This is a genomic window from Sebaldella termitidis ATCC 33386 (assembly GCF_000024405.1).
Classification (GTDB): domain Bacteria; phylum Fusobacteriota; class Fusobacteriia; order Fusobacteriales; family Leptotrichiaceae; genus Sebaldella; species Sebaldella termitidis.
Map to the genome: position 1 here is coordinate 1,582,404 of NC_013517.1, position 23,195 is coordinate 1,605,598.

The window sequence follows — 23,195 nt, forward strand, 5'->3', positions numbered from 1 at the left end:
TACAGAATTGCAAATATAAAATGATCAGGAGGACATATGAAAAAGGTATTGATTTTGATAATGTTTTTTAGCGTATTGTCATATTCGGCAGGCTTAAAGAGTGGATTATACATTACAGATGAACCGCAGTTTGATTCTTTGATGATAAATTACAACAGCTATGGTGATTTGAAAGTATTTAAAGACGGAAAAACGGTATTTCTTTCTGTAAAACTCTGGAGAGATACAGGGAATTGGAAAGCGGGAAATACAGGGCTGTATCTTTTGGAATTACAAGATCAGGGTGACGGGACATATTACGGAAAAAATAATTTAGCGGAATTTTATATAAAAAGTCTGGATTCTGACAGCAATGAAATTGTAATTGATGTCATTTCAATGGATATGTATTCCAAAATAAGCGATTCCCGAATCATAATGAGTGATCGTGAAACATTTATCACAGAGAAAAATATAAATATAGTTCTTAGGTACAGCAGAGGAATTACAAATGCTGAGGAGAAAGAAGTAAAGGACAGAATTGAAACATTTAGAAAGCAGCTGGAGAGTAAGAGGGATAATAAAAGTTAGATTATAAGGGAGAGAGAGGAACTGCTCTCCTTCTTAATTTTACAAAAAATATTTTGAAGTTATAGAAAATTTTATTATGAAGGTGGTTTGATGAAAAAAATTATTTATTTACTGGCTTTATTATTGGTGATATTTAGCACAGTGTATACAAAAGAAACAGATATAGAAGAAATATTATTTAAACAATGGGATTTTTTAGTGAGGAACGAGAATGTTTATTATGGAAAACAAAGAGTTCCTAATCTTGATTATATGAGTTTTAAGAAATTAAATGCTTATTATCTGAAAGATAGAAATGGAATTTATGCTGTTGAACCAACAATTGTTGTTACCGGTTGGGCGACCCTTGAAGACGATGAAAATTTTAATAATGAGAACTGGTATGAAGATAAAGTGACAGATCAGTGGTTTAGTGTGGAGATGAAAGCAGGGCTGATTTCACAGATAGGAACTGATAATTATGTATTGGACGGGCAGTATATATTCGGGAATGGTTATGCAGTAAACAGGACGGAATTAATACATCTGGGTAAAAATGCTGCATTTAAAGTAGATATGGGAACGTTGAGAATTATTGATACTGGTTTATTAAAGTGTGCTGATAATGATTTTAGATGTTTGTATAGCAGAAATATGCTGCTGAAAGATAAGAATGGTGTATATGTGATAGTTGACGGATATGATGAAGTGTCGGAAGTATATAAGATGAAAAGTGTTGATATTCCTAGTTTTGAAAAAACAGGGGCACATCTTTATAAGGATAAGAACAGGGCTTATACTTTGGAAGATTTATATAAAAAAGCTGTCAGAATGAAGAGAAATTAGAATTTTGATAAAGAGTAACTTTTATCGTATATTAATATAAAAATACATAAAATATTGTTAGGAGACGGATATGAATTTACAGGAATTAACAGCTGAAGAATGTTTAAAACTGCCGGCAGATATTTTGCAATGGCTGAAAAAAGATTTGAATCTGGAAAATGTGGAAGATCAGGAAGAATTAAGAGAAAAATTTGATAACTTCATTAATGAAGAATTTTCTATTTTTTATCATGATGGTGATTACTCCGGTGAAGTATTTGACTTTGATCAGGAGGGCGGATTTGTAATAGTTAACGGAAATGTAAATGCAGGTAAAAGTACTGCTTTTTATGGAATAACTATCGCATATATTACTGGCAATGTTATAACGAATAACTTTGTGACACAGGATTCCATAATTATAATTAACGGAGATGTAACTGTTAACGAAAATCTCATTATTAGCGATTCCAGTACTTATCTGGAAATAAAAGGAAAACTGGATGCGAAAAATATCATTAATCAGATTCCTGATGCAGACTCTGCCGAACGAATAAAAATTGGTACAATAGGACATTATGAAAATGTATATTTTAGCGAAAACAGTTATGGTCAGATGGGAAGTAAGGAACTTTTGGAGAAGATCGGATTTTCCGATGCAAAAGAATTGGATGAAATGACTGATATATGGAAAGCGGTGTATTAGAAGAAAAATAATTAATATTTTATTTTATGTACTTTAGCGGGTTTAATGTTATATGAATTCAGCTAAGGTATTTTTTATAGGAAATTTACAGTGAAAGAATAGTAAATATTGAATTTTTGCGTTTTATTCTAAATGATAAAGTAAAATTTATAAAAATATATTGACAAAGTAGAATTCTACCTATATAATATTGGTAGAATTCTACTTAAATAAAGAGGTAAAATATGAAAAAAAAATTTCAGGAATTAAATTTTGATTTTTACATAAGAGGTATAGGACACAGCATGCGTTATGCAAATGATCAGGGACTTGCGGGGTATAATATTACAAATCAGCAGGCACGGCTTCTTGGTGAAATATACGACAGACTGGAGAGTAATGTGGAGATAAGCCGACGTATTCTAAGCAAGGCAATGAGACTCAGCGGGCCTTCTGTTACCAGTCTTTTGAACGGATTAGAAAAAAATGGATTTATTATACGTCACACGGGAAACGAAGACGGGCGTACTATGCAGATAGAGATAACTTCCAAAGCTATGAAGTTTATAGATGAAACTAATGATATCTTTACCGGAACAGAGGAAAAACTACTTTGTGACTTTACTGAGGAGGAGAAAGAGATATTTTTAGAATTACTAAAGAAAGCTTATAAAAATATAACTTAATTTTTTAAATATGTTTTTTCATATTAAAATAGGTAGAATTCGACTTAAAATTGAAGGAGGAATTAAAATGAATAATGAAAATAACACTCTATATTATCTGGAAAAGGCACCAGTATCAAAAGCAATTGTGCATATGGCAGTTCCGATGATATTAAGTATGGTTATTAATATAGTTTATAATATTACTGATGCATTTTACATAGGGATGCTGAATAATACTTCAATGCTGGCAGCCATTACTCTAGCACTTCCATTTACTACAATTCTTATGGCTTTGGGAGAGATATTCGGAACAGGAGGAAGTACGTATATTTCACGTCTGTTAGGTGAAAATAATCTGGAAAGAGTGAAAAAAGCTTCATCTGTTAACTTTTATCTTTCGCTGTTCACGGGAGTAATTTTTATTTTGATAAGTGTACCTTTTATGCCGCAGATTTTACAGGTCTTGGGTGTCGGAGTTGAAACAGCCGGACCTACAAGGGATTATGTGCTGGCTTATACATTTGGAGCGCCGTTTGTAATAGCTAATTTTAATTTGGGGCAGACTGTACGCGGAGAAGGGGCTTCTAAGGAATCGTTAATTGGGATGATAATTAGTGTAGCTGTAAATATGATTCTTGATCCTGTGTTTATATTTTCGTTTCATATGGGAATTACAGGGGCTGCTATTGCCACTGTTATCGGGAATGTTTGTGCTGTGATTTATTACATATGGTATCTGGCAAAGAAAAGTTCTGTGCAGAGTGTTTCATTCAGATATTTTAAGCCTGATATGAAAATATTGGGCAATATATTCAAAGTGGGAATTTCTGCATTTTTACTGTCATGTTTTTTGATTGTGTCTGGTTTGATGTTTAATAATTATGCAATGATATATGGGGAACATGTAGTGGCAGCTTTTGGAATTGCAAATCGTGTATGTCAGATTTCAGATTTTATAGGAATGGGACTTTACATGGGAGTAGTACCTTTGATTGCTTATTCTTATGCTGCCGGTGATACTGAAAGGCTTAACAGGATTTTGAAAACTGTGTTTATTTATTTAGGGGCTATTGTTTTTGGGATTGCAGTTGTTTTATTCTTTTTTAGAGAGCAAGTTATAAGGATGTTTAGTTCTGATATAGAAGTCATCAGAGTAGGGATGACTATTCTGGCCGCTTTGTTAGCTTCTACACTGTTTGCAGGATTGTCTGGGATGTTTACAAGTATGTTTCAGGCTTTTGGTAAGGGTGTACAGTCTAATATAATGTCTGTTACAAGAGGGATTGCTTTAATTCCAGTTATTGTTATAGGGAATTTTATGTTTGGGCTGACTGGTGTTATATGGGCTATGACTATTTCGGAATTTTGTGCTTGTTTGATGGGGGTTGGATTATGGATTTTGGCTAGGAAAGGGATTATGGGAGTGCCTGTGAAGGAGAGGGCGGAGTTTGATATAGACATGGGGTAAGAAGCGGGGGAGCTTTGGTATTCTGATGTAAAAAATATTTATGAAATTCAATAGTATTATGTTTTTGATGAAACAAAACTATACAGGATTTAGAGCAAATATAAAAAAATCATATATCTTAGATTACATATCATATTGAAGCCGTTAGAATTGATGGTAAGGGATATACGAATAAAATTGTATTTAAATATAAAGACCTAAAAAAAATTGGAAACTGATATCCAAAAATTCACTGAAGTTGAGTGAAAAACAACAAAAGCGAATAAATAAGTTAAGGAAGTTGAATGTGAAGTTTTCAGAAAGTTATGAATATAAGGAAGAATTTTAAAAATTACTGAAGCTATCATCACTGGAAGAATTTCAAGAAAGATTTGAGGGTTTAATAGAAAGATTAAAAAAATCAGAAATAGAAGAGTGTATATCTTTATCAAAAACTTACAAGAACTAGAAAGAAGAGATATTAAATTCGAATGAATACATGCTAGATAATGGATTTTTAGAGGGGTATAATAACAAAATAAAAGTAATAAAGAGGGTCTCTTAGGGAAACAAAAAATTTAATATACTCAAAAAGCTAATTCAAGTGAAGTTTTTATCTTGTGTTGCTTATTTTTTGACCCTGCTTATTGAAAGAGAATCTATATTAATTAGATAATTAATCCACTTCTTAATATATTAACATCATTTTCAAGATATGCTTTCAGGCAGACAAGCTTGTACACTCAGGCATCTTTATTTTTTAAAAGTTTGTTTGTGAGGTTATTATTTTCTTTCCATCCTTATTCGAGTTACAGAAAAATAATATAATAAAATACTTGCATGGAGGAGTATTTAATGATTTAATATATTAATATTTATTTTATACAAATAAAATATTTTATAAAATATTTAAAAATTTTATTACAGAGGTGGTTTGATGAAAAGAGTTATTTTTTTACTTTCTTTATTGATATTAATGTTTAATATTACATACACGGAAGAAGAGGATATAGAGGAAATACTATATAAACAGTGGAGTTTTTCAGTGAAGGACGAAAGTGTCTATTATGGAAAGCAGAAGATTTCTAATCTTGATTATCTGAGTTTTGAGAAATTAAATGATTATTATGTGAGAGATAAAAATGGAATTTATGGGATAATAAGAACTGTAGTTGTCACTGGATGGGAAACACTCGCTGTTGACGATAATTTTAAAAATGAGAACTGGTATGAAGATAAAGAGATTGATCAATGGTACAGTCTTGAAATAGAAGCAGAAAAAATTTCTCAGATAAATCGTGAAAATTATATTCTGGACGGGCAGTATATATTTGGGAGTGGTTATGGTGCTAATAGAGGGAAAATAATATATTTGAAGAAAAATGTACCATTCAAGGTTGATATGAAAACATTGAAAATTGTTGATAATAATATATCAGATTGCGACGATAATAATTTAGAGTGTAACTTTTATAGAAATATACTGCTTAAAGATAAAAATGGTGTTTATGGTTTAGCAGATACAGATGATGAGACAGAAGTGTATAAAATAAAAAATGTTGATATTTCTAGTTTTGAAAAAACCGGTATACGTCTTTATAAGGATAAAAATAAGGGTTATAATGCAGAGAATTTAGAGAAGAGGCTTGTTAGGATGAGGAGGAATTAGGGATAAAGAAAAGAGATAAAGCAGAATATGCTATAGATGTATTAGAAAAAAATTTGAACCAAAAAGAAGCAGAATGCTATTACAGCAGATCTATAGTTGAGATGAGCGAGATAGAAAGAAAACCATATATGGAAAATGAAATAAAATATTTAGCATTTTTTCAAATGTTATTTGATTTAAATAATCAGGAATTAATGATTAGAATAAATTTTATTAGTAATTCGGATATCAATGAGTTTTTTGAAAATGAAAAAAATAGGTGTGGAAAATATAATATTAAAAAAGAGAATATTGATCAAAAAATTTGATGATATCATTTATTGTATAAAATTAAGTTATAGAGATTTTAGAGCTGGATTTAATAAAGTGGAGCTTTGGTATGAAAATCTTAATATAAAAATATCTTAAAATTCTGATTATATTTATATTTTGGAAACTTCCAATGAAGTAAGCGGGGAAATTAAAAAAATTGCTGAAAAAAATATGGTATATATAAAAAGAGTCAGGACTTTATTATAGTGAATAAATAAAAAAACTGAGTGAAAAGTTAATAAGAAAAATATTGGTAATGTAAAAGATTTTTTTTATTATTTGAAAATTAGCTTTCTATTTAGAAGTGATAGATTAAGAGAGCGTATAGTAAAAGCCGGATTATTTCCGGCTTTTACTATAAATTTTTAGCATAATTTATAAGAATATTATGTAAGAACATGAGTGTTTAGGATATCATTAGCTGTGATTCCGTATTTAAAGTATTTATACTTCATTTCACTGCAAAGATCCACTATTGAATCTGATAAACGGCTTATAATCTCTTTTAGCTCAGGAAATTCTTCCGGTATCTGTTCTAATTCTGAGAGTAGATTTTCCTGTTTTTGATGCAGGATAGTTTTATTGTCAGTATCTGAGCTTACTTCTTCTATAAAATAGAACAGAAGATTTTTTTGTTCATTATCCATTGATTGTCCCCCTTTTTCTATGTTTTTTTCTTTGCATTATTGCATTTTTTTACGTGATTTATTATAATGGTAGTGAAAAACATATTGTTTATTTTGTTAGAGCAGTTGACTTGGTTGGCTGTTCTTTTTCTTTTATTATAGAAAAATTATAACATAGTGTTTATAAAATATCAAATAGTTTTTATAAAAAATAATAAAAAAAGACTGATTAATGTTTACTTTGGACAACAATCAGTCTGCTTATCTAATATCAAATAATTCTTCAAATGTACAGTTAAAAAAATTTATTAGTTTTACTACAGATTCTAAATTCATCTTATCTAGCTTATTTCCATGAAAAATTCTATGGAGTGTAGGATAGGAAATTTTATAGCCTTTCTTTTCCATAGCATTCTGTAAGTCTGTGAGTTTGTTAATATTCCTTTCTGCCATTAGAATATTAAGTCTGCTTTTAAACATTTATTTTTCACCTCAAAAATAGTGTATTTATAATGACTTATTTTAACATTTTATTTGTAGGTGTGCAAGTTTGGGGGAATATCTTGAAAAGATTGGTAATAGGTAAGTATAGATATTCTATTAAAAGTACTGTTGAAGTGGTTCAATGAATTTATTTTTAAATTATATTCAGATAAATATTTCAGATACTAAAAAAGCCGGATATTTAGTCCGGCGATTTTAGCACAAATTTATATTTTTTATCACGATTTTTGATTTTGCCCGTTAGGGCAGGGAATACTTAATGAAGTAATCTTGAAATAATCATAAATAATATGCTTATGACAATTAATCTGTTCATCGTATTCCCCCAATCATGTGGTGTCAGGCTTTTTTGGAAAGCCTGATTTATTATATAAAAAAAACCGGATTTTAATCCAGTCTTTTTTCCAAAAAATTTAACACCATATGATTGTTTTATGAATTAATTATATCATAGATTTTGAAAAAGTCAATAGGATTAATGTGTTGGGAAGTGCTGTGAATGTTGAAGTTATGAAACGTTTTTTTGTAATATTAAATGGAGAAATATGTGTCGAATATTGAAGTATGATTTATTACACAAGAAAAAAACTTTCTTATATGAGAAATTTATAAATAAAACTTTAATAAATTTATTTAATAATTATATATTTTATGATATAATTTAAGCGATAATGACTTAATTTGAGGAGGAAGAATGATGTACTATAGGAAGTATGCCCAAATTAATATATAGTAAAGATATAGATCATTTAAGATGGAAAAATCTTCTGGAAAATGATTCTGAGACCAGATATAAATTATTTAGAAGTGAGAATGGTGTTTTCGATTTTTTAAAGAATTTGAATAAAGATGAAGAAAGTGTTTTTTCTAAATACATGGAAAATGCCTACTTTAATATACCTACTGAAAGAGTTCTGGAACGGGTAATGGATGAAATAGAAGAGCTTTATAATACAAAAGAGATGAAAAATAAAGATAGGAATGATATTTGATAAACCTTTTTGCGATTCTCATACAGAGTTTTTTTTTGGATTATTTCCTAATGCGAAAGAACAGCATGCAATATTTGAAATTATTGATAAAATTAATAACAATGTTGTAATAAGTTAAATAAAAATACTTTGAGTGATTATTCTCAGAGTATTTTTTTTATCTGAAAATAAGTAACGATACTTAAAACTCATCTAAAAATACTTATAATTAATATATGATTTAAAAATTAATCTATAATTATATAACAAAATTATAGATAGTGTAGTTATTGAAGTTAAAAAATATATGAATTAATTAAAAAATATGATATTATATTTTATGTAATAAATGTTTAATTAAAAAAGATGGAACATATTAAGAAAATAAAGAGTTTTTAAACCGAGAAAATAGAAGAAAGTCAGCATAATCTTTACCAGAGAATTTGTATCAGATAAAAGTTACAAACAAAAAGAAAAGCAGAGTTATCGAAAAGTTTAAGAAAGCTCTTTTTTATATTGAAATAAATTTTTGAAATCTGTTATCGAATTATGCTGATTCGATAAGCTAATGTAGTGAATATAGTTATGTTTAGTAAATAAAAATTACAATTAAAAAATAAATGATTTTTAGGAGGAGAAAATGAGGGAAAGATTCAAAGGAACAGGAAGTTTGAAAAACTTTACAGACAACACAAGAAAAACTAAATATGCAAATGGCTTAACAACAGAAAAAAAAGATATCCTGGATTTATGGGATATTGAAGAGATGGATGAGTATGATAAGGAAATTTTATTTGAAAAATATTCAATCACAAAAAAAGATTTAGATATATATTATAACAGAATACAATCAAAAGATAATATTGTTGACAATGAAGTAGAAGAAGACATAGAGATACAAAATAATAAATTGAATTTGTTTCAAAGTAAATCCGAAGTAAATAATGATAATTTTAAAAATACGATTACGACAGCAGGGATAAGTGCAGTAGCTTTAGGAGCAGGCAGTTTCATACAGAAAAGCAGTGAAAAAAACTTTATCAATAAACGGGATAGCAATAATTTCGGAACAGGAATAATTGCCGGCAGTAATCTGGCTGCAGAGGGATCTGAGCAGATACAATATCAGGTGAAAAATATGGATATTTTAATGAATGGAGAAAAAACTGATCCTAAAGATGTAGAATTTGATATTCAAAAAGAATCCGGTAAACATGATATATTGAAAATGAGTTTTAATATAATGACATCAGAAATAAATAAATATATATATTTGATTCGCTCAAAAGATACATCAATAGAGATAGTGCTGAACAGAGTATCGGAAGTAACAGGATATGAGGATTTTAAAAGAATATTTGACGGAATAATTACTAGTGGAGAAGTAATAAAAAATAATGGGGAATTATCAAAAGTTACATTAACAGCTTTTTCAGGTTCGGTATTAATGGACAGGATTAAACATTACAGAGTATTTCAGGATGTTACAATGACAAGGAAACAAGCACTGGAAATAATAATGAAAGATCATACAGGAAAAGATAAAATACAAGTACATTATGACCAGAGATTGGATAAAAAACTGGGCAGAGTATATATTCAGCTTGGTATGACTAACTGGGAATTTGTAAACTATATGCTGAGTACATTTGAAGAAACCGGAATGTCTGTAACAGCTCATTTGAAGTCTGTTATATTTGGAAATATAAATATAACCCAGTATTCATGTGATCTAAAATATGCTTTATTTGCACAAAAGAGAGACGGCGAAAATTTACTATATAAAGTATGCGGGACAGACCCGTATAATCCTGGAGAGATCGTAACTTTTGATGATTCTTCCGATGTAGATTATGGTAAAAACAAAGTGCATATAAGCAGGATGTGGATTGAAAAAAATTTGATAAATTGTGAATTTGAAACAATAGATGAAACAAAACATGTATACCCGCTTCTGGGAAACAGTGCGGTAATGGGGAAAGCAGTGGAAGCCAGAGTAGTAGAAACAGGGGGAGAGAATGAAATAGCGACTGTAACATTGGATTTTAGCCATGGTCTCAAAAGAATGGCAAAAAGAAATTCTATATTTCATGAAGATACAGGAAAAGGAAAATGGAATGTTCCATATACTTCAATGTATTCACAGAGTCATACAGGATTTTTTACGGCACCTGAGCCCGGAGATGTGGTATCGGTATATTTTCCCGATGATGATGAAATACTCGGATATGTACAGGGATGTGTAAATAATCCGGGAAATATAAGGGCAAGTAACCCGAATATAAGAAATTATACTTTAGGAGGAGATGATAGTGCAGGAGGGAGTCCGATGTTTAATTTTCAGCTGGACAGCAGGAAATTTGACGTAAGTGTTACGGATTACATTAGTCTGGCAGGGAAAAACAATATATCTGTGAATGTAAGCGATGGGGAAGTGGATATAAGTTCAAAAGGAATGACCGAGACCATTGAAGGAGTGAAAACAACCATAGGAAAAGAAGTTGTTCAGGTCTCTGCCGGGAATACACGAATTGATTCAGGGGGAAGTACTGTGGTAAATTCAGGTTCATATTCGGTAGTTAATGGAGGGGCTAATGTAATAATAAATGGCTAATATTTATGTACCAAGGAGAAATGATATTTAGAAGCTATTCACAAATTATCTGAAGTTTATACTGGATATTTTTGTTATATATATTAATTTTAATGGGAAGTAATAAAATGGATGAAACTGAGATGAAAAGAAAAAAAGTGATTTCTATATTAAAAATGGTGCTGATATTACTAGTATTATTGCTTTTATGTACTTGTTTTTATGAAGGCAGCAGTTATAGAAGTCAGGTATTAAAGCATATAGAGAAAATAGGTGATAATCCCACGCAGAACCAGATAGATGAGATGTTTATTTCTGGACAATACATATATGGAGATGATCCAGAGTCTGCAAAGCTTTATTTTGAGAAAGTAGCAGAATATGAACCGAGGGCAGCTTATTATTTATCAGAATATTATTATGAGAAAAAAGATATGGATAATTATTTAAAGTGGGCTAAACATGCAGGTGAAAGAGGGGTTGGAGATGCACAGTTTAATTTGGGGGTGTACTATAAAGAAAAAAATAAATTGAAAGAAGCAGAGAAGTGGTATATAAAAGCGGCGGAACAGGGACATGTGGAAGCCCAGTATAATTTAGGAGTTTTATATGAAAAAAATAATCGATTAGAAGAAGCTGAAAATTGGTATATAAAATCAGCAGAACAAGGTTTTGTGAATGCCCAGTATAATTTAGGAGTTTTATATGAAAAAAATAATCGATTAGAAGAAGCCAAAAATTGGTATTTAAAAGCAGCAGAGCAAAGTTTTGTGGATGCACAATATAATTTAGGAGTTTTATATGAAAAAAAAGATCGATTAGAAGAAGCCAAAAATTGGTATTCGAAAGCTGCAAGTCAGGGAGATAAAGAAGCAGCAGAAAATTTAAAGATACTGGAAAAAATGGGGGATTAAATGTTTTTTAAATATGAAAATTATGAAAATAAATTTATGACAAAATTTTATGCTCCTGAAAGTCGAGAAAGTGGAAGTGAAGTAATACGGAAAATTATCACCAAAGACTCCGGTAAAAGCGTAGTTTGTGATAGAGTGATATTAGAATTCTATGTGGAATATTTTTGCTAGATATAAATTCAAAAGGAGAAAAATAAAATGGATGAAACTGAAATAAAAAGAAAAAAAGTAATTTCAATATTAAAAATAATACTGATATTATTGGTGTTACTGCTGGTATGTACTTGTTTTTATGAAGGTAGCAGTTACAGAAGTCAGGTATTAAAGCATATAGAGAAAATAGGTGATAATCCTACACAGAACCAGATAGATGAGATGTTTATTTCTGGACAATACATATATGGAGATGATCCAGAGTCTGCAAAGCTTTATTTTGAGAGAGTAGTGGAATATGAACCGAGGGCTGCTTATTATTTGTCGGAATATTATTATGAGAAAAAAGATATGGATAATTATTTAAAGTGGGCTAAAAATGCAGGTGAAAGAGGGGTTGGAGATGCACAGTTTAATTTGGGGGTGTATTATGATAAGTTATCTAATAAAAGAGAAGCAGAAAACTGGTATTTAAAAGCTGCAGAACAAAATAACTTTAGAGCACAGTATAATTTAGGAGTGCATTATTATAAAGTGGGTAATATGAAAGAAGCGGAAAATTGGTTTTTAAAAGCAGCAGAACAGAATGATAAGTCTGCTCAATATAATTTAGGAGTATTATATTATGAAAGTAAACAGTTAGAGAAAGCTCAAAACTGGTATGAAAAAGCGGCTGTTCAAGGACATGTGGGAGCACAAGAAGAATTGAGTAAACTAATGGGAGGAGAGAAATAAATGTTTTTAATAAATAATAGTTATGAATCTAAATTTATAAAAATATTTTATAATCCTAAAATTGATGATATAAAAGACAAATTCACAATCACCAAAGACTCCGGTAAAAGCGTAGTTTGTGACGGAGCAACATTAAATTGTCCAAATGGTGAAATAAGAACAGAAAGTTTTTCAAATACACCTTACATATATACAAACACTACAACAGTAACAAGTAATTCAATATCGCAGGGAGTGGCTTCAGGTTACGGGGCAGGTCAGGAAATAAAACCTGTCATGATTACTTTTGTTGTACCAAATCCAAAAATTTTGCTGATGGGTATAGATCCTATTGGTCTAAGTACACATATTTTAAGAGAAAATTTTGAACCACTGCCTAATTTATATTGTAAAAAAACCGGAGATTTATGCAAAATAAAAAATAAAGCATTTTGCTGGGAAAATATCTCATATGAAGTGATTATAAACGGAGCAAATGGTTTGGTAAAAAACTCAGTGCTTAAATGTATGGAGGATATGAGTGTAGAGATTACTGTCATTGATAATGGGCAAAATCCTGAGATAAAAAATAGAGATATGTATATTTTACTTAAAAATTACGGAATAGGTTATGATGGGATCAGGCATATAAAAGAATATGGAGGAGGCGGGTTACGAATAGTATCAGGGGTTACAAAAATATATACAGGAGTAGTTACGACAGGATTGTCAGGAGGAACTACAGTTGTAATTTTTATTGACGGGGTAAATGATATAGTACAGGGTTCCAGAAAAGTGATAAACCATTCTGTAAACTGGTATTCAGAAAATGAAACGGGAGAATATGGTGATTTTGAGGTAATGGAAGCAGGTCTAATCTTACATCAGAGTATTATGGGGATAGATTCTGAACAGGCAGAAGCAAACAGTAAAACAGTAGTAAAGATATATGATAAGGGTGATCAGATGTGGGGAGTCTTTACAATATTTTATTCTCCTTATAATAAAATTTCAAAAGTTTATGATAAAGAGACTCAGACGATGATGAAAATATATGATGAAACTAGTTCTGGATCAAATTTAGTAAATACTGCACTTGGGAAAAACACTCCGGTGAAAGAGATAACTCTAGCCAATAAAATAACATATTCAGAAGGATTTAAAAGAGCGTTAAATGATGCCAAGGAATTCCATAAGAATAACCCGTCATCTTATTCACTATCTAATTTAAGCGAAGCATATAAAGAAAATTTGCCGTTTATTCAGGGAAGTAAACTGGATTTAGCCAGAACAGCCGGAAGTAAAGTAGTTACAGGAGCCAGCAGGGCATATCAGATAGTCGGAGACAGAGAGATATACAATGCCGTTATAGAAGATGATTTTTTTTATACAATAATAGGAGATTAAAATGAAAAAACTGATTTTTGAGAAAAATAAAAAGAGAAGATATGCCTATAAAGAAGAAATAAAAATAAGAAATAATTCATATGGAATTTCCAATATGAAAATAAATTCAACACTAATTCTGAAAACTTTAGAAAATTATAAGAAATTAGGAATAACATACAGTGTAGTGGGAATAAGGGAAAAAGATCTTCGAATTGAGATGGATCATGAGGTGGTGAGAGAGTATCTTATGTTTAGAAATAAACTGCTGGAATATATATTTATATTAGTAGATGACAAAGCAGAACTGCAATGTTTGCTTAACAGAGAGAATATCAAAGAAAAAACATTCTTATTTTTTGAATTAATGAAAAACTCAATGTTTGACGGCTATTTTGAAACTATTGAAAATGAAAAAAAGATAGTCAAAAAAATTATTGATAATGACGATTATGAAATTTTATTACAGTTTTCAAGAGGGGTAAATTCTTTGTTTGTTCCGTTTATTTATAAAGAAAACATGGATTATTCCAATATTTTTTATATAAATGATCTGATTCCAGGCGGAAGTATTCCTGTGAAACTTGATATAAAAGGCGAAAGATGTAAGAAGCAGATAACCGGAAAAATACATGATGTATATTTTGACAGGATCCAATTTGAAAAAATTATAAAAAACACTTTTTTTTATAATAAAATGAAAGACTGTGTACTGGATTATCAATATGATGTAGAAATAGATGAAAATGACGGATTTTTGAGAAATGGTAATTTGTTTATGAGAATAGTGATTGACAGTGAAATTGAGATAGAGAAAAGAATATCAGTAATTTTGCAGAATGAGGGATAAAAAATGGCAGAAAGTGTGTATGAAGTATTAGAAAAATCCAATGTTAATAGTAAGCAGATTACAAATAATAAATATAAGCTTATTTTGAAAGAAGAAAAAGAATTTTGTGAGTTGTCAATGAAGGAACATATAAATAAAAATAACGGGATTTTAGGAAGAATATGGCAGGATATAGAATGTTATCATCTAAAACTAAATTCTGATAATGAAGTTTATGAATTAGTAAATAAAGAAGAAATACTGACAGCTATAGATAATAAAATATTCGATTATTTAAAGGAAGATAAAATTAAGAGTTCGGAAATAATGGGGAAAATAAATTATGTAAAAAGTATAGTAAAATCTGATGAAATAATTTCACTTTTTAATAACAGGGGAATTTCTGCCTTTATATTTATGAATAGGGCATTAGGAAATAATTCTGTGTCAAAGTCATTAGGCGGAATAATAGATATGTTATTAATACCATTTAATTTTACATTTTCAAAGTTTGAAGAGAGTGAGAAATACTTGAAATACACTTTAAATTCGGAAATTGACCCTGCCAAGTCAAGTATTATAAATATAAAAGCTCTTTTTAGGGAAATATCCAAAATACCGGCAGAGGAGAAATTAGATTTGGAATTGTCTATTGACGGAGTGTATATTGTTAATAAAATAAATAATATGATAAAAGATATGAAAATTGTTATTTCTTTCCAAATGAATGAACATAATATTTTAACAGAATATATTATGAGTGGAATAGATAAATAAAAATCCATTATTAAAAATTCTTCTTGACTTAAAGCTAACTCTAAGTGATAGAATAAAAAAGAACTTTAAATATTATTTATAATAAAAAGTTTCAAATAATAATAATACTTAGAAAAACCAAGGAGGAAAGAGATATGTTAGGAAATTTTACTTATTCAAATCCGACAAAATTATATTTTGGGAAAGAATCGTTAAACGGGCTGAATGAAGAACTGCCAAAATACGGAAAAAACGTACTGCTGATCTATGGCGGCGGTTCTATCAAAAAAACCGGTCTTTATGACGAAGTTATAAAAATCCTTAAAGATAATAATAAAGAGATTTTTGAAGATGCAGGGGTTATGCCGAACCCTACTGTGGAAAAATTATATGAAGGCTGTGAAAGAGCAAGAAAAGGTAATGTAGACTTTATTCTGGCAGTAGGCGGCGGATCTGTCTGTGATTATGCAAAAGCAGTGTCAGTTTCGGTTTACAGTGAGGAAGATCCGTGGGATAAATATTTTCTTCGTATGGAGGATGTAGATAACAAAATTATTCCTGTGGGCTGTGTTCTGACAATGGTGGGAACAGGATCTGAAATGAACGGAGGCTCTGTTATTACCAATCATGAGAGTAAGCTGAAAATAGGTCATGTATTTGGTGAGAATGTATTTCCGAAATTCTCTATAATGAACCCTGTTTATACATTTACTCTGCCTGAATACCAAATGGTAGCGGGATTCTTTGATATTATGTCCCACATTCTCGAGCAGTATTTTTCAGGAGAAGATGACAATACTTCAGATTATCTTATGGAAGGCCTGCTGAAATCGCTTATTCATTCTTCAAAAATTGCAGTGAAAAATCCTGAGGATTATGAAGCAAGAAGTAATATAATGTGGACTGCAACATGGGCATTAAATACCCTTGTTGCCAAAGGAAAGTCTACTGACTGGATGGTACACATGATAGGACAGTCTGTGGGAGCTTACACTGACGCAACACACGGAATGACACTGGCAGCAGTATCAATTCCTTACTATAAGCATATTATGCCTTACGGTCTTGCAAAGTTTAAGCGTTTTGCCATAAATGTATGGGATGTTAATCCAGAAGGTAAAAGTGACGAACAGATTGCAAATGAAGGTCTTGAGTGTATGGAAAAATGGATGAAGGAAATAGGGCTTGTAATGAGCATAAAAGAACTGGGTGCTACCGAAGATATGCTTGACGGTATTGCAAAGGGTACTTTTATTCTGGAAGGCGGTTATAAGGTACTTAATCATGATGAAATCGTTGATATTTTAAAAGAAAGCATGAAAGCATAAAAATATAGAAATGAATATTAAAAACCGGCATTCTGTAGATATAAAGAGTGCCGGTTTTCTTTTGTGGTTCCTGATTTTTAGAAAATTTCAGGATCATTCCTGATGAGTATTAAAGAATAAAAAAAGATCCGGCATACACCAGATCATAAAGTGCTAATTAACTGATACAGATTTTTCAAAAAGCAATCTGCAAAAATGCTGAAAAACAGTTAATATTTCTTGATTTTCAATTCCCTGTATCTGTTTATTGCGGCACTAAGTTCATATTTTCTCGGAAGGGCAAGTTTGCCAGAAAAATTTCTTGTTCCTGAGAGACAATACAGTCCCTGAGATTTTATTTTATCATAAAGCTTGTCCAGAGTATCAGACAGATTTGTTTTATCATCGAAACCATTTTTTGCGAGATATTCTAGCATAGCAGCCAGACAGCGTGTCTGACTGTCGCTTACCAGCTGTTCCAGATTAGACAGATCAATTTCATTTCTTCCGTATAAAATACTGTTTTTTTCTTTGGATTTTATTTTAGTGTTTTTACCATTAAGCTCAAAACAAGATTTAAGCGGAACACGTGCTGTAATTTCACCAAAAGCAGTATTTTTATCTTTTTCATCTTCTTCTATATCGGGAAGCTCATCACTCACTATAGCTTTAGCCTCTTCTGTTACATCTTTCGGGATATATTCATCCATCATAATTACATGATCAGCTGTCTTAAAATAGTCTCCCGAACCACCCGCCACTATTATACTGGAAACACCATGCTCTTCATAAAGCTGTCTTACTTTATCAACAAAAGGTGTTATAGGCTCTTTTTCCCGAGAAACCAGTTTTTTCATTCTGTCGTCTCTTATCATAAAATTAGTTGCCGAAGTATCTTCATCTATTAAAAGAAGCCTGCTACCCGCTTCCAGAGCTTCCATAACATTGGCTGCCTGTGATGTACTTCCGCTGGCATTTTCAGTGGAAAATCTGTAGGTATCTTTGTTATTGGGAAGATTATTTATAAATGGGGTAATATTCACCATTTCGATATTTCTGCCGTCTTCGGCACGTATTTTTACGGCATCGTCTCTGGTAATAACCATCTCACGTCCGTCATTTATTTTATGGTTATAAACGCTGGACTCAATGGCATTCAGCAGAGTGGACTTGCCATGGTATCCACCGCCGACAATCAGGGTTATTCCTTCCGGTATTCCCATTCCTTTAATAAGTCCGGCATTGGGAAGCTCAAATTCTGTTTCCAGACTTTCCGGGCTATTAAATAAAACAGCATTTTTAGCCAGAGGCTTGTCTGAGATACCGCTTTCTCTGGGAAGAACCGAGCCGTTGGCAATAAAAGCCGTCAGTTTTCTTTTTTTTAGTTCTTTTCGAAGATATTCCTGATCAAGCTTTAGTTTTATCTGCGAATCAAGAAAGTCCCTGCTGATATTTTTATAAAACCCGGCAGTATTGATGATTTTTGGAAGAACATCAAAAAAAATATGAATCGCAGCCTTACCGGAAATTCTTCTGCCATTCGCGGGGAGACCGGCTTCCATTCTTATTTCAGTATTATTGTCATTAATAATAACAGAAGTTCTTTCAAGCACTTCCTGACCGCAATGATCTATTCTTATAATTCCGCTGTTGCCGGAACCGTTCCTGTCCCCTGAAAATTTATAAACCGCATCTTCAAAGGCTCTGGTCAAAAAATCAGAAAGTACTGTTTTTTTATAATCGGAATTAATTATATCTTCCGGAAATTCAGAATCTTTATGCGAAACAGAAATTCTGATTTTTGACGGGGAAGCAAACGGATCTGACTGTACACGATCGAAGAAAAGCGTGTAGTTTCCAAAGTCATAATCTCCTTTTAGAGCTTTATATGCAGGATATCCTTTTCCGTCTATTGAAGTCAGAAGTTTTTTTAAATCAATATGAGTTAGCATTATATATCCTTTCTGATACTTTTATTCTGTTTTTATATGATTTTAAAATTTAAAAACTCTTTTTTTATTAATTTCCATTTTTTCTTTGATAATCTCATAAGGTTCGATTCCCAGTTTGTCACACATAAAAAAGATATAAATAAGGACATCGGCAAGCTCGAGCTTAATATTCTGCCTGTCCTCATCATTAATATCCTCAGGATTTCTCCACTGAAAAATTTCCACCAGCTCTGATGCTTCTATAGAAACAGAAAGAGCGAGATCCTTTAGGTTATGATACTGCTCCCAGTTTCTTTCCGCAACGAATTCCCTTAATTCATTTCTTATATCTTCATAAGTCATATTATCACTCCGTAAATTCAATGTATAGCAATAAATTATAGCATAAAAAAAGAAAAATATCCTGTTTGAAAAAACTGAAAATTTAAAAACATAAAATAGAAAATAAATCTGTAATATAAACTAAAAATCTAAAAATTCCATAATAAAAACAAATAAATAAAATTAAACGAAGAGTATAAAATATGATACAATAAGTAAATAAATAAAAAAGGAGTGAGGAAATGAAAAAGTTTTTATTATCAGTATTTATATTTACAGGTATTGCTGTATATTCTGATACATGCAATGCAGGATTTTATAAAATTGAGGGAAATAAGGTATATTATGCCTATGACATGAATCCAAATCCCGATCTTGTGGAACTGGGAAAACAGGCTGAAGTAAAAGGAGCAGATGCTAAAACTTTTAATAATAAGGCTGATTACGGGAAAGACAGTAAAAATATTTATTTTGAAGGAAAAATCATAAAAGGGGTTGATACTAAAACATTTGAAGTTTTATCAAATGAGAAAGAAGTAAAAAATTCAGGTCATCGTGCAGTATGCTATTATTATGCCAAAGATAAGAAAAGTGTATATTACAAAGGACAGATAATAAACGGGGCAGATGTAAAAACATTTAAAGTATTGGAAAATCTTTATGCAGAAGATAAAAACTCTTGGTATGAATATGGGAAAAAAATAAATAATTAAAAAAGAATATATCTCTTAATTTTGTGAAAGTAAAAATAAAGACTGCCGGACTGGCAGTCTTTTAAATATAAATAAAATTTTTTGAAATCTATTTTTCTTTTATAAAGCCTCTTTCTATAAGGAATTCACGTGCAACCTTGTCAGGCTCCATGCCGAGTTTATCTACCTTATAGTTTAGCTCTCTCATAGTCTTGTCATCAATCTGTCCTGCCAGCTTATTTATAGCTTCCTCCAGCTGAGGATATTTTTCAAGAATCTCTTTTCTTATAACAGGGACAGCATAATAAGGCGGGAAAAAATGCTGGTCATCTTCAAGCACTTCAAGCTCAAATGCTTTAAGCAGTCCGTCTGTAGAGAATGCATCTATAACCTGACTTTTCCCTGATTCGATGGCACTGTATCTGAGAGCTCCTTCTACAGGATTTACAGCCTTGAATTCCATATCATATGCTTTTAGAAATCCTGGAAGCCCGTCCGGTCTGTTGCTGAATTCTATTGTAGGCGATAGTGTAAAATCTTTACTTACAGCCTTTAAATCAGAAATTTTATTTAAATTGTATTTTTCTTTTATTTCTTTTGTTGTAGCGATAGTGTAAGTATTATTAAAACCAAGAGGCTTCAAAAGCTTCAGTCCGTATCTTTTATCAAATTCATCTTTTACGGTATTATAAGTAGAGTCAGTATCTGAGTTACTCGGGAGCTGGAGTATATTTACCAGTGCAGTACCTGTATATTCTACATAGACGTCGATTTCCCCGTTTGTAATTCCGGTAAAGGTTATCTGCGTACTTCCGAGTCTGAGCTTTCTGTCTACTTTCAGATCTGTGTTTTCTTCTATTACATCGGAAACCATATTACCAAGAATAACTTGCTCCGAAAAGCTTTTTGATCCTACAGTTATCTTTTTCTTATTTTCTAGTGTTGTGTAAAAAATAGTACCTGCTGTAATCAAGGCAAAAATGATAATAAAAATAAGTCCGTATTTTCTTATTCTCTTATTTCTGGCAATTGTCTGTTCTGAAATTACTGTTTTACCTTTTCTAAGCGGAAGCGGAGTAACAAAATACTCAATCTTACCTACGAAGAAATCTATGGCAAGTGCCAGTATACAAGCCGGAATTGCACCAGCCAGAATTTTATTGTAGTTTACAGTCTGTATACCCGCAAAAATAAGTGAACCAAGTCCTCCTGCACCTATGAATGCCGCTACTGTCATTAATCCCACTGCAGTAACAGATGAGATTCTGATACCTGCCATTATTATCGGCAGAGCAAGAGGCATCTTTACTTTAAAAAGCCTCTGGAGTCTTGTCATTCCAATTCCTTTTGAAGCTTCCAGAGTCTGGGGATTGATAGCATTTAGTCCGGTGTAGGTGTTTTTTACAATCGGCAGCAGTGAATAAAGTATTACTACAGCTATTGCCGGGAGTACACCGATACCGAGCAGAGGTATAAAAAGCCCTAAAAGAGCCAGACTTGGAACGGCCTGTATAAGGTTAATCACTCCTATGATACCTTTGGAAAGACTTTTATAGGTATTGATCAGGATTCCCAAAGGAACTCCGATTAATATTGCAAGCAGTACAGCTATAAAGGTCAGTTTTATATGTGCAAAGGCAAGACTGAGAATATACTGGTAATTTTCAGAAACATAATTAAGAAAGTTCATTATTGTCACCTGCCTTTTCATTTTCATTGTCCAGATACTGCATACCCAGAGAAGTAACAAGGGTACCGGGAGTAATAAGACCTTTTAGTCTTTGCCGTCTGTCTACTACAGGGATTGCCGAAAGATTATTATCTATAATCAGCTGCAGAAGATTTATTATGCTGTAATCTTCATAGATAGTAAAGAGGCTTTTATTCATCACTTCGGATGCTTTGACATTATGGGAATGCACATCATTCAGTGTACGGATAGTGATTAAGCCTTCCAGCTTATCATTGCTGTCTACTATAAAGATACTGTCAACCTTGCTTTTACGCATTTTTTCTATACAGTTGCACAGCGGTTCGTCGCTGCCTGCCGTAACAGGATTTTTTATCATAATATCTTTCGCCCTTATCAGATCAGGCACAGTCCATATTCTGTTTTTTCCTACGAAATTACTGACAAATTCATTAATGGGCTCTTTTAATATATTTTCCGGAGTATCAGCCTGTACTATTTCACCGTTATTCATAATACAGATTCTATCGGCAATTTTTACAGCTTCATCCATATCGTGAGTAACGAAAACTATGGTTTTTTTCATTTTTTCCTGAAGAGCAATAAGCTCCTGCTGAAGCTGGTTTCTGCTGATAGGATCCAGTGCAGAAAACGGCTCATCCATAAGAATAATATCGGGATCGTATGCGAATGCCCTTGCGACACCTACTCTCTGCATCTGTCCTCCGCTGAGCTGTGCAGGGAACCGATACAGATATTCATCAGGATCCAGATCGATCATTTTCATTAATTCCACTGTTTTTTTAGAAATTTCGTCGCTTTTTACATGTTCCAGCCTTGGTATAATCTCGATATTTTCTTTTACTGTCATATGTGGAAAAAGACCGGTCTGCTGGATAACATATCCAATTTTTCTACGCAGCTTTATAATATCTTTTTTTTCGATATTTTCATCGTTTATAAAAATATGTCCTGAAGTGGGGTGAATAAGTCTGTTAATCATTTTCAGAGTGGTGGTCTTCCCGCATCCGCTGGGGCCTATGAGAACTGTGAGTTCTCCGCTATTGATATTTAAATTAATATTATTCAAAACTTTTTGATTTCTGAAACTTTTGTTGATATTTTGAAATTTTATCATTTAAAAATACCTCCTTTTTAGTTTTTTGAAAGCTACTTCTTTTTGAATATGAGAATTTTCAGTTATTTATAAGATAATAACTTAGTTTATAAAGGTGTACTTTCTGTTTAAAACCTTTATTAATGATAACATAGATAGAATGACTTGTCAAAATTTCAATATTATAAAAATTTTATATAAATAATTTATTTATTTATTTTAAATTTTATAATTAAAGAAATTAATTTTTTAAAAAATGAAAAAATTGATTAATTATAAAGTGATCATTCTAATTTTAAAAATGGTTTGAATAGTGTAAGTGTGATAAATGAAAAATAAATTTATGTTTTGGATTAGGCTGTAAATTTAAGGAAATAAATATAAAAATATTAATTTTTCAAAGTGACTGCATATGAAATAAAATTAAAAAAAATGAAAATGTATTTTTGAAAATGTGAAGAGGCTGGGGGTATAGGCATTTAACAAAGAAAAAATGAAATATTTTAAAACAGTTT

24 protein-coding genes and 1 pseudogene are annotated in these 23,195 nt (G+C 31.2%); 19 read left to right on the forward strand and 6 right to left on the reverse strand.

The features are described from left to right. Positions 1-36 precede the first annotated feature (36 nt). From STERM_RS07330 to STERM_RS07360, 8 genes and pseudogenes are all read left to right on the forward strand, one after another. A complete protein-coding gene (locus STERM_RS07330; protein WP_012860951.1) occupies positions 37-570 on the forward strand; it encodes a hypothetical protein in 534 nt (177 codons plus the stop codon). Positions 571-660: 90 nt separating this feature from the next. Continuing rightward, positions 661-1,395, forward strand: coding sequence for a DKNYY domain-containing protein (locus tag STERM_RS07335; protein ID WP_012860952.1), 735 nt, complete (start codon positions 661-663; stop codon positions 1,393-1,395). Positions 1,396-1,465: 70 nt separating this feature from the next. Beyond that, on the forward strand, positions 1,466-2,080 hold the full coding sequence (locus STERM_RS07340) for a hypothetical protein (RefSeq protein ID WP_012860953.1): 615 nt from the start codon (positions 1,466-1,468) through the stop codon (positions 2,078-2,080). 224 nt (positions 2,081-2,304) lie between these two features. Further along, entirely contained in the window at positions 2,305-2,745 is a 441-nt protein-coding gene (locus STERM_RS07345; RefSeq protein WP_012860954.1) for a MarR family winged helix-turn-helix transcriptional regulator, read from the forward strand. A 67-nt stretch (positions 2,746-2,812) separates the two neighbouring features. Beyond that, the gene (locus tag STERM_RS07350; RefSeq protein WP_012860955.1) at positions 2,813-4,195 is read left to right on the forward strand and encodes an MATE family efflux transporter; all 1,383 of its coding nucleotides are present in this window, start codon (positions 2,813-2,815) and stop codon (positions 4,193-4,195) included. A gap of 211 nt (positions 4,196-4,406) precedes the next feature. Beyond that, positions 4,407-4,739 (forward strand): annotated as a pseudogene (locus tag STERM_RS22805) (ISL3 family transposase); the annotation flags it as partial. A 372-nt stretch (positions 4,740-5,111) separates the two neighbouring features. After that, a complete protein-coding gene (locus STERM_RS07355) occupies positions 5,112-5,843 on the forward strand; it encodes a DKNYY domain-containing protein (RefSeq protein ID WP_012860956.1) in 732 nt (243 codons plus the stop codon). 101 nt (positions 5,844-5,944) lie between these two features. After that, positions 5,945-6,151 (forward strand): hypothetical protein, encoded by a 207-nt coding sequence (locus STERM_RS07360; RefSeq protein ID WP_041309860.1) that lies wholly within the window; start codon positions 5,945-5,947, stop codon positions 6,149-6,151. Positions 6,152-6,541: 390 nt separating this feature from the next. Here STERM_RS07360 and STERM_RS07365 read toward each other — a convergent pair whose 3' ends face one another. Next, positions 6,542-6,802, reverse strand: a complete 261-nt coding sequence (locus STERM_RS07365; protein ID WP_012860957.1) for a hypothetical protein — start codon at positions 6,800-6,802, stop codon at positions 6,542-6,544. Between the two features lie 240 nt (positions 6,803-7,042). After that, entirely contained in the window at positions 7,043-7,261 is a 219-nt protein-coding gene (locus tag STERM_RS07370) for a helix-turn-helix domain-containing protein (RefSeq protein ID WP_012860958.1), read from the reverse strand. 737 nt (positions 7,262-7,998) lie between these two features. Between STERM_RS07370 and STERM_RS07375 the strand changes: the two genes are divergently transcribed. The 10 genes from STERM_RS07375 (at position 7,999) to STERM_RS07410 (ending at position 16,929) form a co-directional block, all read left to right on the forward strand. Further along, positions 7,999-8,277: a hypothetical protein gene (locus tag STERM_RS07375; RefSeq protein WP_041309862.1), complete on the forward strand. Its 279-nt coding sequence runs from the start codon at positions 7,999-8,001 to the stop codon at positions 8,275-8,277. Further along, positions 8,267-8,395 (forward strand): hypothetical protein, encoded by a 129-nt coding sequence (locus STERM_RS22690; RefSeq protein WP_256594943.1) that lies wholly within the window; start codon positions 8,267-8,269, stop codon positions 8,393-8,395. Before STERM_RS07375 ends, STERM_RS22690 begins: the two co-directional genes overlap by 11 nt. Positions 8,396-8,896: 501 nt before the next feature. Next, positions 8,897-10,870 carry a hypothetical protein gene (locus tag STERM_RS07380; RefSeq protein WP_012860959.1) on the forward strand — a complete coding sequence of 658 codons (1,974 nt, stop codon included), beginning with the start codon at positions 8,897-8,899 and terminating at the stop codon, positions 10,868-10,870. A 107-nt stretch (positions 10,871-10,977) separates the two neighbouring features. Beyond that, entirely contained in the window at positions 10,978-11,763 is a 786-nt protein-coding gene (locus STERM_RS07385; RefSeq protein ID WP_012860960.1) for a tetratricopeptide repeat protein, read from the forward strand. Beyond that, entirely contained in the window at positions 11,764-11,934 is a 171-nt protein-coding gene (locus STERM_RS22145) for a hypothetical protein (RefSeq protein ID WP_012860961.1), read from the forward strand. Positions 11,935-11,961: 27 nt separating this feature from the next. Next, positions 11,962-12,651 (forward strand): tetratricopeptide repeat protein, encoded by a 690-nt coding sequence (locus tag STERM_RS21195; protein WP_012860962.1) that lies wholly within the window; start codon positions 11,962-11,964, stop codon positions 12,649-12,651. Then, positions 12,652-14,037: a PAAR-like protein gene (locus tag STERM_RS07395; protein ID WP_012860963.1), complete on the forward strand. Its 1,386-nt coding sequence runs from the start codon at positions 12,652-12,654 to the stop codon at positions 14,035-14,037. 1 nt (position 14,038) lies between these two features. Then, entirely contained in the window at positions 14,039-14,866 is an 828-nt protein-coding gene (locus tag STERM_RS07400) for a hypothetical protein (RefSeq protein WP_012860964.1), read from the forward strand. Positions 14,867-14,869: 3 nt separating this feature from the next. Continuing rightward, complete coding sequence (locus tag STERM_RS07405; protein ID WP_012860965.1) at positions 14,870-15,622, forward strand: hypothetical protein; 753 nt, start codon at positions 14,870-14,872, stop codon at positions 15,620-15,622. A 134-nt stretch (positions 15,623-15,756) separates the two neighbouring features. Then, positions 15,757-16,929 (forward strand): iron-containing alcohol dehydrogenase, encoded by a 1,173-nt coding sequence (locus tag STERM_RS07410; RefSeq protein ID WP_012860966.1) that lies wholly within the window; start codon positions 15,757-15,759, stop codon positions 16,927-16,929. A gap of 209 nt (positions 16,930-17,138) precedes the next feature. On the opposite strand, the gene STERM_RS07415 is transcribed toward STERM_RS07410, so the two are convergent. Next, positions 17,139-18,860, reverse strand: coding sequence for an ABC-ATPase domain-containing protein (locus STERM_RS07415; RefSeq protein WP_012860967.1), 1,722 nt, complete (start codon positions 18,858-18,860; stop codon positions 17,139-17,141). Between the two features lie 42 nt (positions 18,861-18,902). Next, positions 18,903-19,202, reverse strand: a complete 300-nt coding sequence (locus tag STERM_RS07420; RefSeq protein WP_012860968.1) for a nucleotide pyrophosphohydrolase — start codon at positions 19,200-19,202, stop codon at positions 18,903-18,905. Between the two features lie 221 nt (positions 19,203-19,423). On the opposite strand from STERM_RS07420, the gene STERM_RS07425 reads away from it, so the two are divergent. Continuing rightward, positions 19,424-19,894, forward strand: coding sequence for a DKNYY domain-containing protein (locus tag STERM_RS07425; protein ID WP_012860969.1), 471 nt, complete (start codon positions 19,424-19,426; stop codon positions 19,892-19,894). 88 nt (positions 19,895-19,982) lie between these two features. On the opposite strand, the gene STERM_RS07430 is transcribed toward STERM_RS07425, so the two are convergent. Further along, positions 19,983-21,563 (reverse strand): ABC transporter permease/substrate-binding protein, encoded by a 1,581-nt coding sequence (locus STERM_RS07430; protein ID WP_012860970.1) that lies wholly within the window; start codon positions 21,561-21,563, stop codon positions 19,983-19,985. Further along, positions 21,550-22,701 (reverse strand): ABC transporter ATP-binding protein, encoded by a 1,152-nt coding sequence (locus STERM_RS07435; RefSeq protein WP_012860971.1) that lies wholly within the window; start codon positions 22,699-22,701, stop codon positions 21,550-21,552. The genes STERM_RS07430 and STERM_RS07435 overlap by 14 nt, the downstream gene beginning before the upstream one ends. Between the last annotated feature and the right edge of the window lie 494 nt (positions 22,702-23,195).

Coding starts and splice junctions, on each gene's coding strand:
- STERM_RS07330 (WP_012860951.1), top strand. CDS start 37: ATGAAAAAGGTATTGATTTTGATAATGTTTTTTAGCGTATTGTCATAT.
- STERM_RS07335 (WP_012860952.1), top strand. CDS start 661: ATGAAAAAAATTATTTATTTACTGGCTTTATTATTGGTGATATTTAGC.
- STERM_RS07340 (WP_012860953.1), top strand. CDS start 1,466: ATGAATTTACAGGAATTAACAGCTGAAGAATGTTTAAAACTGCCGGCA.
- STERM_RS07345 (WP_012860954.1), top strand. CDS start 2,305: ATGAAAAAAAAATTTCAGGAATTAAATTTTGATTTTTACATAAGAGGT.
- STERM_RS07350 (WP_012860955.1), top strand. CDS start 2,813: ATGAATAATGAAAATAACACTCTATATTATCTGGAAAAGGCACCAGTA.
- STERM_RS07355 (WP_012860956.1), top strand. CDS start 5,112: ATGAAAAGAGTTATTTTTTTACTTTCTTTATTGATATTAATGTTTAAT.
- STERM_RS07360 (WP_041309860.1), top strand. CDS start 5,945: ATGAGCGAGATAGAAAGAAAACCATATATGGAAAATGAAATAAAATAT.
- STERM_RS07365 (WP_012860957.1), bottom strand. CDS start 6,802: ATGGATAATGAACAAAAAAATCTTCTGTTCTATTTTATAGAAGAAGTA.
- STERM_RS07370 (WP_012860958.1), bottom strand. CDS start 7,261: ATGTTTAAAAGCAGACTTAATATTCTAATGGCAGAAAGGAATATTAAC.
- STERM_RS07375 (WP_041309862.1), top strand. CDS start 7,999: ATGCCCAAATTAATATATAGTAAAGATATAGATCATTTAAGATGGAAA.
- STERM_RS22690 (WP_256594943.1), top strand. CDS start 8,267: ATGATATTTGATAAACCTTTTTGCGATTCTCATACAGAGTTTTTTTTT.
- STERM_RS07380 (WP_012860959.1), top strand. CDS start 8,897: ATGAGGGAAAGATTCAAAGGAACAGGAAGTTTGAAAAACTTTACAGAC.
- STERM_RS07385 (WP_012860960.1), top strand. CDS start 10,978: ATGGATGAAACTGAGATGAAAAGAAAAAAAGTGATTTCTATATTAAAA.
- STERM_RS22145 (WP_012860961.1), top strand. CDS start 11,764: ATGTTTTTTAAATATGAAAATTATGAAAATAAATTTATGACAAAATTT.
- STERM_RS21195 (WP_012860962.1), top strand. CDS start 11,962: ATGGATGAAACTGAAATAAAAAGAAAAAAAGTAATTTCAATATTAAAA.
- STERM_RS07395 (WP_012860963.1), top strand. CDS start 12,652: ATGTTTTTAATAAATAATAGTTATGAATCTAAATTTATAAAAATATTT.
- STERM_RS07400 (WP_012860964.1), top strand. CDS start 14,039: ATGAAAAAACTGATTTTTGAGAAAAATAAAAAGAGAAGATATGCCTAT.
- STERM_RS07405 (WP_012860965.1), top strand. CDS start 14,870: ATGGCAGAAAGTGTGTATGAAGTATTAGAAAAATCCAATGTTAATAGT.
- STERM_RS07410 (WP_012860966.1), top strand. CDS start 15,757: ATGTTAGGAAATTTTACTTATTCAAATCCGACAAAATTATATTTTGGG.
- STERM_RS07415 (WP_012860967.1), bottom strand. CDS start 18,860: ATGCTAACTCATATTGATTTAAAAAAACTTCTGACTTCAATAGACGGA.
- STERM_RS07420 (WP_012860968.1), bottom strand. CDS start 19,202: ATGACTTATGAAGATATAAGAAATGAATTAAGGGAATTCGTTGCGGAA.
- STERM_RS07425 (WP_012860969.1), top strand. CDS start 19,424: ATGAAAAAGTTTTTATTATCAGTATTTATATTTACAGGTATTGCTGTA.
- STERM_RS07430 (WP_012860970.1), bottom strand. CDS start 21,563: ATGAACTTTCTTAATTATGTTTCTGAAAATTACCAGTATATTCTCAGT.
- STERM_RS07435 (WP_012860971.1), bottom strand. CDS start 22,701: ATGATAAAATTTCAAAATATCAACAAAAGTTTCAGAAATCAAAAAGTT.